Source organism: Pseudanabaena sp. BC1403 (genome assembly GCF_002914585.1).
Classification (GTDB): Bacteria; Cyanobacteriota; Cyanobacteriia; order Pseudanabaenales; family Pseudanabaenaceae; genus Pseudanabaena.
In genome coordinates this window covers 20,272-32,183 of the sequence record NZ_PDDM01000042.1, presented here as the reverse complement: position 1 = coordinate 32,183, position 11,912 = coordinate 20,272, and the positions used below count along the sequence as shown (strand labels likewise).

The following is an 11,912-nucleotide window of genomic DNA, read 5'->3' as shown; positions in this document are numbered from 1 at the left end:
GTTTCTGATATCTCCCTCCTGTTTCTATCCTTGCTTTTTTCCTATTCTAATTATTTTGCGCTTCTTTTTGGGAGCGGAATGTGGGTTTCAAAAAATCTCTTGTGGTTCGTTTGATCGGTACTTGCTGTAAGAAATAAAAAAAGCCTCGCACTGCGAGGCTTTTTTTATTTCTTAGGAGCATCAGGTAATGGCATGATCGGCGCTCCATTTTGTAATTGGAGAATACCTGCAACGACAATCTGATCTTTGGGATTTAACCCTTCTAATACCTCTTGTTTATTGCCAGTGATTTTCCCAAGCTTAACTGGTTTTTGATTAGCAATTAGTGATTTTCCATCTGTAGGACTAGGCTCTGCAACAAAGATAAAATCCTGACCTCCAAGACGGGAAATTGCCGAAGTTGGCACAAGTACACCAGCACGAGAAGCCCAAATCAATCTTGCTCTCACAAACTGATTAGCTTTTAGTTGATTAGCTCCATTATTGAAGTTAGCTTTCACCAAAACCGATTGGCTTTGAGGATTGATATTCGGAGAGATAAAAGCGACATTACCTTTGACTAGAGGCTTATCTTGAGCATCTAACAACTCCACAGGCATTCCCATTTTTAAGCGAGGTGCATTCTCAATGGGAACCGAAATCTGAACTTCTAATACTTGATTTTGAGTTACAGTCGTTAGTTGGGTCGTGCTATTAACATTATCACCAACTTTAATGGGAATATCGCCAACAATACCCGCAAAAGGAGCTGTTACCGTGTAGAAATCTAGCTGTACTTCTTCCTGCACAGCGCCAGCGCGATTTTCTTCAATCCTTGTAGCTGCACTGTTAATACTTGCTTGTTGAGCAGTAATCTGAGCATCGATCTGACCAAGTTCAGCTCTTGCATTTCTCAAATTATTAGAAACTTCATCAAGCTTTTGTCTAGCGGTTGCACCCTGTGAGGTTAAATCAGCATAGCGCTTGTACTCTTTTTCATTAAAATCTACGCTGGATAAAGTTGATTCTTTGCGAGCACGTAACTGGCCAAGCGTCGCTCTAGCGCTTTCAAAATCTGCCTGAGAAGTTGCCACGGCTGCCACCGATCGCTGAACAACGGCTTGCTGTTTCGTAGGATCAATTCGTAAAATTGGCGCACCAGCTTCTACGCGATCGCCTGCCTTGACATAAATCTCCTGAATATAGCCATCGACTCGTGGTTGCAGAGTCACTGATTGGCGCGATTGTAAATTTGCGACATAATCAGAGCTATCGGTGACTGTCCCTGATTCTACAGAGGCGATCGGTACAGGAACAGCACCAAATCCGCCATTTTTAGGAGCATTTGCAGAGCAAGAAACCAACAAAGCACCGATTACAGCGACTAAGCTCTTGCTCAATGATTTATCTAATCGGTTGTTCGACAATTGCTGTCTTCGGACTTTATTTTTAATCATGAATATTGGCAAATTCTCGCTGACGTATCGGTTCTCTTCGCATATAGATGATAAACAAGATTGATCATCTCTAAATCACCCTGTAGGAGCTATTTTCGTTAAAACGTAAAGGTGGCGCTTTGCACCACCTTTTGTTTTAGATACCTGCATGTCCCATGGCGATACCAGCAACTAACATCCCAATCACAAGGAATGGTTGAGCACTGGCTTGATATTTCACGTCATTCTTGAGCGGATCGCGCAAGAAATACATGTCTTGAAATGTAATCTGGGGAATTACTAGCAACACGATTAAACTGGCTAATAGTTGTTCGCCCACAGTGACCAAATAGACAGCGATGCCAATTTGGAAGACATCGATCGCAGTTGCCGATATCAACGCCGCATTCTGCACACCAAACATCACTGGCAAAGACTTCAATCCTAATTCGCGATCGCCTTCAACGCTTTTGAAGTCATTGACGACTGCGATGCCTAAACCAGCAAGGCTATAGAACAGGGTAACGGCTACCACAGTCCAGTTTAGAGTCCCATAAAGTGCATGACCAGCCCACCAAGGTAGAGCGATATAGCTTGCTCCGAGTGCATAGTTTCCGAGCCAACCATTTTGCTTGAGCTTCAAAGGTGGCGCAGAGTAGATATAGGCAACCAATGAACCACCAAGCGCTAATTTCGTCATGATAAAGTCTGCATGACCTGCGGTGACATCGAGGATTGCCGCTACAGCAATGCCCGCTAGCCACAAAATCCAAATCTGCGCAATGACTTGTTTGAGGGAAATTGCTCCTGAGGGAATCGGACGATATGGCTCGTTAATTGCGTCAATTTCGCGATCATAATAATCGTTAATCGTCTGGGTATAGCCTGTCAGTAATGGCCCTGACATGAGCATACAAAGTAGCGATCGAAATACGTTTTCAATCGACCAAGTAAAATCACCAGAGGAAGCTGCGCCGCAGAGTACGCCCCACATCAGGGGTATCCATGTAATCGGTTTCATCAGTTGCAGGCGGATCTTCCAGATTGAAGCGCCTTGTACGTCCGCACCTTTCATTCCGAGCATTTGGCGGGTACGGGCTTCGCGAGACTCGCTCGCTGGTACGTCAGGGGTTGGAGACGACATATTTACAAAAATTTATAGACTTGCGGTTGATTATAGCTTTTAGGCGATCGCAGTGTGAGTAATAAACAGTTTCGCCACTAAAGGGAAATAAAAAAGCCAGTGATTTGTTGCGTCATGCGGGAACCTGGCAAGGTGCGTCTCTAGCTGAATGTTTTGATTTCCTTCTAGAAACTAGATCCTAATAATCACGTTTAGTTTCGATAAAGCTTACTTTTTGTATTAACTTTGTACTATGATGGAAGACCATGTAGACGTTTTGTATTTTAGATTAGAGTGCCATACCTTGTTTTGAGATAGCATTTCTCGATCCAATGAAATACTTGTATAGTTGCATATTAAAAGGAATAATTGGCGAGCTAAATGGAAAGTAATACAGTGCAAGAAGCAGAATCAACATGGATAGACATAGAAGATGACATTATAGATTCATCTGATGATGTTAGCTTTGCTGAGTATGATGTTTCAGCTTCACCTAATGATTTTAATATAAAAACGCTGTTCGATTTCATTGGTTCTGGAGTAGTGAAAATCCCTGGTTTCCAAAGAAACTATGTGTGGGATATAAAACGAGCTTCCAAGTTAATTGAATCAATAATCATTGGCATACCAATTCCACAGATATTCCTTTACGAAGAAGCTCGGAACAGATTCATAGTAATAGATGGTCAGCAACGCTACATGACTATCTATTACTTTATGAAAAAGAGGTTTCCTAGAAATGAAAAACGCCTTGAGCTTCGTCTGATTTTTGATGAAAACAAAGGTATTCCTGACGCAATACTAAGTAACAATCTATATTTTACAGATTTCAATCTAAAACTACCAACTTCACAGCCTAATCAGAGTAATAAATTTAATGGATTAAATTATTCCACACTTGATGAGGAAGATAGGTTATCGTTTGAGTTACGGACTATAAGAAATATTATCATTAAGCAGAATGCGCCAGACGATGAACATTCTGTTGTTTTTGAGATTTTTAACCGATTAAATTCTGGAGGAGTCAATCTAAAACCGCAAGAAATAAGAACTAGTCTCTTCCACTCGAAATTTTATGACATGCTTTACAAGATTAATCTAGACAGCAAATGGAGAAGGCTACTTCCATCAACAACGCCAGATTTGAATATGAGAGATATTGAGATCCTTTTGAGAGGATTTGCCATGCTTATTGATGGAGAGTCATACAAACCATCAATGACAAAGTTTCTTAACAAGTTTTCATTAAAAGCAAAATCTTTCCCAGAAGATAATATCCTATATCTTGAAAAACTTTTCGCAAACTTTTTAGAAAAAACATCAAATTCTAATGATGGATTTTTTCAGCGTAATTATGGACTTTTTCAAAGTAAAACTGGTAGATTCAATATTTCTGTATTCGAGTCAATTTTTGTTGCAAGCTGCACTGAAGCATTTAGAGGCAAAAAAATTGAGATAGAAGAGATAGATTTTGAAAAAGTTAATCTTTTAAAGAACCACAATACATTCATTGATGCCACACAATCAGATACAGCTAGCGAGAGAAATGTAAAATCTAGAATTGCTCTCGCAAAAGAGATACTTAAATAATATGGATCCTGTAGAAATACTAAATGATGAATACAAGTCTATAGTAGAGTTTCTAGACAATAGCTCACAGATATCTCTATCCAGTGACGTTAATAAGTATTTTACGAAAGTTATCGTGTTATCTGCCGCCAGTTATTTTGAACATTTGATACAAACAATCCTTGTTGAATTTATATCTAGAGAAACAGGAAATAATACAAAAGCAATTAACTTTTTCAAGAAAAAAGCTATCAGTATGCAATACCATACCTACTTTTCTTGGGGCGAAAAAGATAATCCTGATAAGCCAGGGAAAAATGCTAATACATTTTTTGCTCTGTTTGGAGATGACTTTAAGAAAAGCGTTGACACTGAAATAAAGTCAAACGTCATGCTTGAAGAAACTGTCAAAGCATTTCTTGAAATCGGTCATCTCAGAAATATACTTGTTCATAGTAATTTTGCTGCATATAACTTAGAGAATAAAACACCCAAGGAAGTATATGAGCTTTATCAAAAGGGTTTGCCATTTATTGATTACATCAAAAGCAAGCTTGAGTAAAACAACATGGCGGATAGATCACCACGAGCAAATATGGGATCAGCAAATAGAAGACGATCTTGATTCTGGAAAGCTTGATCAATTGTTAGATGAGATTGATCGCGAGTATGCAGCAGGTTTAGCAAATTAAAGCCTGTCTGATTTTGGAATTGCCTACATAGCGATTATGATGCAATTTTAGCTCGGTAGGGGGTGAGTGTTGCTTAGAATGCGATCGCTTGAAATAAGATTTTATCAAGAGTAACTATAGACCCATCAAAATGCGTAATCGATCTTCTACATCCGCAAACGACTGAGTAGATAAAGCTCCTAAGCGCTTATCCAACCTCTCTACAGAAATCGATCGCACATCTTCACACTTAATAAAACTCTTCACCTTCAAACCTCCGTCTGGAGGATTAACCGCCACATGAAAAGGAATTGATTTATCCTTTGAAGTGATAGGAACAACAACCACTAATCCAGCAGATCCCTGATTGAACAAATCTACAGAAACTACCAAACAAGGACGCTTCCCCGCTTGTTCGTGACCTCTCACGGGATTAAGATCTGCTAACCATACCTCTCCCCTTGCAATCTTTTGAGGCATTAATCATCAATCCCGTCAGCTAAAGTTTGCTCCCATTCCTGACGCTCATTAAGCTCATCTTGCCACAATAACTCGTCTTTTCTTAAAGCCGTAAAAGCCTGATTCGCTTGTAAAAGAAACAACTGTCTGCGATATTGCTCCACTGCTTTATCCAGCAAAGTTTGAAAATTATCACCAGACTGTTGAGAAAGTCTTAAAAGAACCTCATGAGTATTCTTGTTTATAGTTATAGCGATTTCAGACATAGCTAAACCTTAAAAATCTATATTTGATTCTAGCAAATACTATGGTGATACTTGTGTGCCTAGAGACAAGTTAAAAGGCTTGACTGAATTACCTGATGGCTTTTTAGATGGCGCACCTGATTTAGCGATCAGTGAAGTTAACCATTGCAATAAGTAAGCTGTACTAATCCTGAATCAAAAGTCTGGCAATGCTCCAACTTTAGAGACAAAGTTGGAAGAGGCGGCGGGAACAACGCGATGCCTTCGCCTAAAATTATGGGGTGGATCGACAGAATAAATTTATCGACAAGATTATTTTCTAAACAGGTTTTAGCGATCGCGGCTCCCCCGACTAGCCAAATATCTTTGCCATTTTGCAATTTTAAATTTTTAACAAAGCTAACCAGATCACCAGCAACAAAATTCACATTTTCATCGCGATCTCGTTGGATGGTTCGAGAGAATACAAAACCTTGATTGCCAGAATAAGGATAGTTGCCAAAAGTTAGAATTTGCTCGTAAGTAACGCGCCCCATCAAAAGGCGATCTATCGACGCTATAAAATCGGTATAGCCATAGTCTTGATCAGTAAATAGCCAGTCAACCTCTCCAGCAGTAGCCGCTATATAGCCATCTAGACTCGACGCAATATACAAAATCAATTGACTCATAGCAGAAAATCTAAGCCTTTTCAGCACAGCAATTCACATTATGAGGCCAATTTTTGGGTTTGCTGCGCCGAAGGCGCAGCAAACCCAATTTTTATAATGAGAATTGCTGTTTTCAGGAAACCAACGATCTTTAGAGCCCCATTAAATGATATTTTGAGAAGCGGTTAGCTTTATATCTGAGTGTAAAAAAGTTAAGCTCATTAGAGTTTAATTTTTATGATGTATTGCATTTTCTTGCATATACTTCTTTGCACGTCATTTCATTGCAAATTTTTTAGATTCTGAGTTAGAGGCTGGAGTAAACAGCAAGCATGGTAACAACCGCAGAGAAAGTATCAGTAGGGAGCATCACTAAGGTCATTGGTCCTGTTGTTGATGCCGAATTCCCCAGTGGCAAAGTCCCCGAAATTTATAACGCCGTTATCGTAACTGGTCGTAACTCCGCAGGCCAAGACATTAATGTCACCTGTGAAGTTCAGCAATTACTAGGTGGAAATCAAATTCGTGCTGTTGCAATGAGTACCACTGACGGCATCGTTAGAGGTATGAGTGTAACCGATACAGGCGCAGCGATTTCCGTTCCTGTTGGGCCTAATACATTAGGTCGAATTTTTAACGTATTGGGCGAACCTATCGATGAACTAGGCCCCGTTGTAACCGAAGAAAAATTCCCAATTCACCGCCCATCTCCTGCATTTACATCTTTAGAAACCAAACCAACTACTTTTGAAACGGGCATTAAGGTAATTGACCTTCTCGCACCCTATCGTCGTGGTGGCAAAATTGGACTATTTGGTGGTGCTGGTGTAGGCAAAACTGTATTAATTCAAGAGTTAATCAACAACATCGCTAAAAAGCACTCTGGTGTGTCGGTGTTTGGCGGTGTCGGCGAACGTACCCGCGAAGGTAATGACCTCTATAACGAAATGAAAGAATCGGGCGTACTTCAGTACCTCGCTCTAGTTTATGGTCAAATGAACGAGCCACCTGGAGCTCGTATGCGTGTCGGCTTAACTGCTTTGACTATGGCGGAATATTTCCGTGATGTATCCAAGCAAGACGTATTGTTGTTCATTGACAATATTTTCCGCTTTACTCAAGCTGGTTCCGAAGTATCCGCACTACTTGGTCGGATGCCATCAGCTGTAGGATATCAGCCAACTCTCGCAACAGATATGGGTGCTTTACAAGAGCGCATTACATCAACCACCGAAGGTTCGATTACCTCCGTACAAGCGGTTTATGTACCTGCGGATGACTTGACTGACCCAGCTCCTGCAACCACCTTTGCTCACCTTGATGCAACCACCGTGTTGTCTCGTGGTTTAGCTTCTAAGGGTATTTATCCTGCAGTTGACCCCCTTGATTCTTCCTCGACCATGTTGCAACCAGGTGTCGTCAGTGACGAGCATTACCGCGTTGCTCGTGGTGTACAAGCAATTCTTCAGCGTTACAAAGAACTTCAAGATATCATCGCTATCTTGGGTCTAGATGAACTTTCTGAAGATGACAAATTGGCTGTTGCCCGCGCTCGTAGAATTGAGCGTTTCTTGTCTCAGCCTTTCTTCGTTGCCGAAGTATTTACAGGTTCTCCTGGTAAGTATGTCACCCTCGAAGAAAGTATAAGTGGATTCGATCGCATCCTTAAGGGTGAACTCGATGATCTTCCTGAGCAAGCGTTCTACCTCGTTGGTAACATCGAAGAAGCGATCGAAAAGGCTGAAAAGTTGAAAGCTGGTAAATAGATCATGACCCTAACAGTAAAAGTAATTGCCCCAGATCAAACGATTCTGGATACTGTCGCAGAGGAAGTGATTTTACCTAGTTCTTCAGGGCAATTGGGTATTTTAACTGGTCACGCACCTCTGATTTCGGCGCTTGAAACTGGCGTGTTACGTTTTCGTAAGGATAAAGCTTGGGCTGCGGTCGCTCTTACGGGTGGCTTTGCTGAAGTTGAAGAAAACGAAGTAACCGTTTTGGTTCGTAGTGGCGAATTAGGCAGCACGATCAATGCTGAAGAAGCGCGTAAAAAACTTGCAGATGCTGAGCAAGCTTTGGCTGGTATTAAGGCTGAAGATAAGCAAGGCAAAATTCAAGCTGAGCAAAATCTGAGTCTTGCTCGCGCTAGAGTACAAGCGACTACTCCAATCTAAATAAGGTTGTCGCTTTGCGAAAACCTCATAAAAAAGCACTCACCTTAGGTGAGTGCTTTTTTATTCGATTGGTGTAGCCAAAATCTTTTTGAGGGCAATTAAGCCTTTCTTAAGTTGCCGTGAAACAGTGACAGCGCTAATCCCTAGAGTGTCAGCAACTTCACGGTGGGTAAATTCTTTGAGGAATACAAACTCAACAACCTCACGGGTGCGATCTTCTAGTAGATCGAGAGCTTGCTGGAGCCGAATATTATCTTCTTGAGCAAGTTGAAAGCTTTGATATTTTTGATCAGTAACCAGATCTCCGATGGATGTCGAGCTATCTTCACTTTGATCGATCGGTGTGTCAAGACTAATTGGCGATCGGTTTTGACATGCAAGTTTAATGTCATACCATTCATTAACAGTGATACCTAGCTCGTTGGCGACTTCTTGGCTTGACGGCTCGCGTCCAGTTTCAGTACGTTTATTGCGGATGATTTTACAGCCTTGGTTATAGGTTGTTAGCCAAGCGCGAGGCATTCGTACGGTCGGGCTTTTATCGCGAAGATAATGTTGGATTTCGCCTTTGATATATGGCACTGCAAAGGAGCTAAAGGCATTACCTTTGCTAACATCGAATCGCTCGATCGCATTAATTAACCCAATCGAGCCAACCTGCATCAAGTCTTCAAAGCTTTCTTGGCATTGATTTTTCCAATGATAGGCTTCGCGACGAACCAACCCAATATTTAGGTTTACAAGTTTGTTTCGTAGCTTGATAGATGGGTTAGCGCGATAGGCTTGCAAAATTTCCAGCGTTTCGTGTTTACGGGTGATCGTAGTTTGCGGATCAGCTTCTTCGACCTCTTGAGGTTCATTACGATTGTCGAGATACTGTCTTTGCAAAAAATTCTCTAGATGCTCATGAATATGAGATCGCGCAAATTCAGAAAAATTTGGGTTTGTATCAGGATTATATTGGATTAGAGCCTTCTTTAATCCTTGTTTCCCCACTTCGAGCAATTCGCGATCGCTAGATCTACGTTCCCCCACTCTGTGATTCGATACTCGACGTTCTTCTCTGTCAGGGCGCTCGGCGGATCGGCGCTCACCAATATTTCTTTTGTTAATTAATGTTATTGGTAGAGAAGCGATCGTTTCACGGATCAAACCCATGTGAATTTCAACTAGCTGCTGTTGCAAAGTCTCAGAAGGAGAAATTCTATATCCACTTAAAAGTGCGACTATATTTTCCTTAGTTAAATTATTTTTATCTATTGGCATAAGAAGAACATCCTCAATGATGCAAGCAGCCATAAAATATGCCCTATAGATTAGAGGAAAACTTTGCATACATGTGCTTGATACCGTTAGTTGTCAATGACACATAGATTCGTTACGTTGTCTTTTGCCCATGCCCCCTAAATTATACAGTTAACAATGATTTAGTAACATGATGGAAAATTATGATTAGATTAGCATAATAATAGTTTCTTCTCCCGCAGTTACATAGGTTTGATTTATCCGCATTACTGCTATTGCATTTGTACCGATCGCACTGATTAAATTCCCAGAACTATAATTACTTACAGGTTGAAAAATAGGCATTCCTTTTTGATAAGTTAAGTTTCCCCAAAGATAAGTTTCGCGCCGTCCTTGTGAGTGTAAATCCTCTGTTGTGAAGGCTTTGATAAATTGTGGATACCAGTAGATTTCATTTGCTCCATTTAATTTTGCGATCGTTCCTCGGATAAAGCGCCAAAAGCTCATCATTGAAGAAATAGGATTTCCAGCTACTCCAAAATAGAGGATTTTATCCTCACTTCTATTCACATTAAGAAAGGGTGAAATGGATGCGACAGTTAGAGGTTTTCCTGGTTTAATTGCTACTGATCGCACATGAATATCAGCACCCATTTTTTCTAGTATTTCTTCGATATAGTCATAATCACCAACGGAAACTCCACCTGTAGAAATGACGATATCGGCTGAGGCGATCGCCTCTTGCATGACGGATTCCAATTCGGCTGGATGATCGCGTACTATGCCGAAGGGAATGGCGATCGCTCCTGATTGTTCAACCAATGTTGATAATGCATATAGATTGGAATCAATAATCTGTCCTAACTGAAGCGACTGGGAACTATCAAGGCTAACTAATTCATTGCCTGTGGAGATAATTGCTATTTTCGGTTGCCGATAAACTTTGATTTTTTGACATCTTGCTGAGGCTAAAGCTCCAATTTCTGTCGCGCCTAATTTTGTTCCTGCTTTAATCAGATTTGTACCAGCTTGAATAAATTCCCCTTTGCGGCGCACATATTCGCCTTGAGTAGGTTTAACTTTCAGATACAAAAGATCATCGATGCGTTCTGTGTCTTCTTGCATGATGATCGTATCTGCCCCGACTGGCAACATGCCGCCTGTAAAAATTCTTACACATTCGCCTTGATTTAATGATTGGGAGCGCGCGACACCTGCGGGAATTTCATCCGAGGCGATCGCTAGTTTTAATTCCTGTAAATTATCTAAATCGGCATAGCACAAAGCATAGCCATCCATCGCTGAATTGTCCCAATGAGGAAAGTCGAGTTTACTGCTAATGTCTTCGGCAAGAATTCGATTTAGCACTTTCGACAAGGGCAAAATTTCACTATCGATTTCAGGATCAAAAGGTTTGACCAGATCTAAAATTATTTTTTCAGTTTCAGCAACAGTCAGCATCGCGATTTTATAAGCGTAGAGGGCAGTACGTAGCGCTGCCCTCTACTATAGAATTTATTTATGCGTATAGATATTGTCACCCTGTTCCCCGAATTTTTCGCGTCGCCATTGCAGACAAGTTTGCTCGGTAAGGCGATCGCAAATCAAATTGCCGATGTATATCTTACCAATCCCAGAGATTTCACCACCGACAAGCACCATCGTGTCGATGATGAACCCTATGGCGGTGGTGTTGGCATGTTGATGAAACCCGATCCAATTTTTGCGGCGGTTGAGTCATTGCCAATTTTGCCCAAGCGCGAAATTATTTATTTGACTCCTCAGGGTGAGCCGATGAAGCAGGAGCTATTTAAGGAGTTAGTAACTTACGATCAGCTAGTTCTCATTTGTGGCAGTTATGAGGGGGTTGACGAGCGGGTATGCGAGCATTTAGTGACTCGTGAGGTTTCTCTTGGGGATTTTGTACTGACCTGTGGTGAGATTCCTGCACTGGCATTGATTAATGGAGTGGTGCGGCTACGCCCTGGGACTGTGGGAAAAGAAGATTCCCTTAAGTTTGAGAGTTTTGAAGATGGATTGCTAGATTATCCCCAATACACTCGACCACCCATATTTCGTGGTTGGGAGGTTCCTGATGTGTTGCGATCGGGCAATCACAAGCTGATTGCGGAATGGAGAAAAGAACAGCAAATCCTTCGTACTAAACAACGTCGTCCAGATTTGCTATAGCATTTTGTATGTTCTTCTCAAGATTCAAATTATTCAAATCCGTAAGATTTCGCTCCTGTGGAGCGAAATCTTACGGATTGGGGTTTGTAATTGATCATGTCGATCTACTCATACCAATTCACGGAAGTGTGACAAAACTTCTGTAAATTAAAACCCAAATCCTGTAAGGGT

At 41.2% G+C, this 11,912-nt stretch carries 13 protein-coding genes; 6 read left to right on the top strand and 7 right to left on the bottom strand.

Features of this window, described 5'->3' with window-relative positions; all coding sequences use genetic code 11:
- Nucleotides 1–164: 164 nt before the first annotated feature.
- The gene (locus CQ839_RS23255) at nucleotides 165–1,436 is read right to left on the bottom strand and encodes an efflux RND transporter periplasmic adaptor subunit (RefSeq protein ID WP_258040855.1); all 1,272 of its coding nucleotides are present in this window, start codon (nucleotides 1,434–1,436) and stop codon (nucleotides 165–167) included.
- Between the two features lie 136 nt (nucleotides 1,437–1,572).
- Nucleotides 1,573–2,559: a chlorophyll synthase ChlG gene (gene chlG / locus CQ839_RS23250; protein WP_103670682.1), complete on the bottom strand. Its 987-nt coding sequence runs from the start codon at nucleotides 2,557–2,559 to the stop codon at nucleotides 1,573–1,575.
- Nucleotides 2,560–2,919: 360 nt separating this feature from the next.
- Here chlG and CQ839_RS23245 point away from each other — a divergent pair, with 360 nt between their 5' ends.
- The 3 genes from CQ839_RS23245 to CQ839_RS23235 are packed head-to-tail and all read left to right on the top strand — an operon-like array spanning nucleotide 2,920 to nucleotide 4,799.
- Nucleotides 2,920–4,128 carry a DUF262 domain-containing protein gene (locus tag CQ839_RS23245; protein ID WP_103670681.1) on the top strand — a complete coding sequence of 403 codons (1,209 nt, stop codon included), beginning with the start codon at nucleotides 2,920–2,922 and terminating at the stop codon, nucleotides 4,126–4,128.
- A 1-nt stretch (nucleotide 4,129) separates the two neighbouring features.
- Nucleotides 4,130–4,669, top strand: a complete 540-nt coding sequence (locus tag CQ839_RS23240; protein WP_103670680.1) for a HEPN domain-containing protein — start codon at nucleotides 4,130–4,132, stop codon at nucleotides 4,667–4,669.
- Nucleotides 4,662–4,799 carry a hypothetical protein gene (locus tag CQ839_RS23235; RefSeq protein WP_258040854.1) on the top strand — a complete coding sequence of 46 codons (138 nt, stop codon included), beginning with the start codon at nucleotides 4,662–4,664 and terminating at the stop codon, nucleotides 4,797–4,799. The genes CQ839_RS23240 and CQ839_RS23235 overlap by 8 nt, the downstream gene beginning before the upstream one ends.
- 114 nt (nucleotides 4,800–4,913) lie before the next feature.
- On the opposite strand, the gene CQ839_RS23230 is transcribed toward CQ839_RS23235, so the two are convergent.
- From CQ839_RS23230 to CQ839_RS23220, 3 genes are all read right to left on the bottom strand, one after another.
- Complete coding sequence (locus CQ839_RS23230) at nucleotides 4,914–5,258, bottom strand: type II toxin-antitoxin system PemK/MazF family toxin (protein WP_103670678.1); 345 nt, start codon at nucleotides 5,256–5,258, stop codon at nucleotides 4,914–4,916.
- Complete coding sequence (locus CQ839_RS23225) at nucleotides 5,258–5,503, bottom strand: toxin-antitoxin system protein (protein WP_103670677.1); 246 nt, start codon at nucleotides 5,501–5,503, stop codon at nucleotides 5,258–5,260. The genes CQ839_RS23230 and CQ839_RS23225 overlap by 1 nt, the downstream gene beginning before the upstream one ends.
- Before the next feature lie 137 nt (nucleotides 5,504–5,640).
- Nucleotides 5,641–6,153 carry a dihydrofolate reductase family protein gene (locus CQ839_RS23220; protein WP_103670676.1) on the bottom strand — a complete coding sequence of 171 codons (513 nt, stop codon included), beginning with the start codon at nucleotides 6,151–6,153 and terminating at the stop codon, nucleotides 5,641–5,643.
- Between the two features lie 311 nt (nucleotides 6,154–6,464).
- Between CQ839_RS23220 and atpD the strand changes: the two genes are divergently transcribed.
- Nucleotides 6,465–7,898, top strand: a complete 1,434-nt coding sequence (gene atpD / locus CQ839_RS23215) for a F0F1 ATP synthase subunit beta (RefSeq protein WP_103670675.1) — start codon at nucleotides 6,465–6,467, stop codon at nucleotides 7,896–7,898.
- Nucleotides 7,899–7,901: 3 nt separating this feature from the next.
- Complete coding sequence (gene atpC, locus CQ839_RS23210; protein ID WP_103670674.1) at nucleotides 7,902–8,306, top strand: ATP synthase F1 subunit epsilon; 405 nt, start codon at nucleotides 7,902–7,904, stop codon at nucleotides 8,304–8,306.
- A 60-nt stretch (nucleotides 8,307–8,366) separates the two neighbouring features.
- Here atpC and CQ839_RS25915 read toward each other — a convergent pair whose 3' ends face one another.
- Both CQ839_RS25915 and glp read right to left on the bottom strand, forming a co-directional pair.
- The gene (locus CQ839_RS25915; RefSeq protein WP_308455531.1) at nucleotides 8,367–9,605 is read right to left on the bottom strand and encodes an RNA polymerase sigma factor SigF; all 1,239 of its coding nucleotides are present in this window, start codon (nucleotides 9,603–9,605) and stop codon (nucleotides 8,367–8,369) included.
- A 153-nt stretch (nucleotides 9,606–9,758) separates the two neighbouring features.
- Nucleotides 9,759–11,012 carry a gephyrin-like molybdotransferase Glp gene (glp, locus tag CQ839_RS23200; RefSeq protein ID WP_181016314.1) on the bottom strand — a complete coding sequence of 418 codons (1,254 nt, stop codon included), beginning with the start codon at nucleotides 11,010–11,012 and terminating at the stop codon, nucleotides 9,759–9,761.
- 60 nt (nucleotides 11,013–11,072) lie between these two features.
- On the opposite strand from glp, the gene trmD reads away from it, so the two are divergent.
- On the top strand, nucleotides 11,073–11,741 hold the full coding sequence (gene trmD / locus CQ839_RS23195) for a tRNA (guanosine(37)-N1)-methyltransferase TrmD (RefSeq protein ID WP_103670672.1): 669 nt from the start codon (nucleotides 11,073–11,075) through the stop codon (nucleotides 11,739–11,741).
- Nucleotides 11,742–11,912 lie beyond the last annotated feature (171 nt).

Excerpts from the sequence above, each read along its gene's own strand:
- CQ839_RS25915 (WP_308455531.1), bottom strand. The coding sequence starts at position 9,605 with ATGGCTGCTTGCATCATTGAGGATGTTCTTCTTATGCCAATAGATAAA.
- trmD (WP_103670672.1), top strand. The coding sequence starts at position 11,073 with ATGCGTATAGATATTGTCACCCTGTTCCCCGAATTTTTCGCGTCGCCA.
- CQ839_RS23245 (WP_103670681.1), top strand. The coding sequence starts at position 2,920 with ATGGAAAGTAATACAGTGCAAGAAGCAGAATCAACATGGATAGACATA.
- chlG (WP_103670682.1), bottom strand. The coding sequence starts at position 2,559 with ATGTCGTCTCCAACCCCTGACGTACCAGCGAGCGAGTCTCGCGAAGCC.
- atpD (WP_103670675.1), top strand. The coding sequence starts at position 6,465 with ATGGTAACAACCGCAGAGAAAGTATCAGTAGGGAGCATCACTAAGGTC.
- CQ839_RS23225 (WP_103670677.1), bottom strand. The coding sequence starts at position 5,503 with ATGTCTGAAATCGCTATAACTATAAACAAGAATACTCATGAGGTTCTT.
- atpC (WP_103670674.1), top strand. The coding sequence starts at position 7,902 with ATGACCCTAACAGTAAAAGTAATTGCCCCAGATCAAACGATTCTGGAT.
- CQ839_RS23240 (WP_103670680.1), top strand. The coding sequence starts at position 4,130 with ATGGATCCTGTAGAAATACTAAATGATGAATACAAGTCTATAGTAGAG.
- glp (WP_181016314.1), bottom strand. The coding sequence starts at position 11,012 with ATGCTGACTGTTGCTGAAACTGAAAAAATAATTTTAGATCTGGTCAAA.
- CQ839_RS23255 (WP_258040855.1), bottom strand. The coding sequence starts at position 1,436 with ATGATTAAAAATAAAGTCCGAAGACAGCAATTGTCGAACAACCGATTA.
- CQ839_RS23220 (WP_103670676.1), bottom strand. The coding sequence starts at position 6,153 with ATGAGTCAATTGATTTTGTATATTGCGTCGAGTCTAGATGGCTATATA.
- CQ839_RS23230 (WP_103670678.1), bottom strand. The coding sequence starts at position 5,258 with ATGCCTCAAAAGATTGCAAGGGGAGAGGTATGGTTAGCAGATCTTAAT.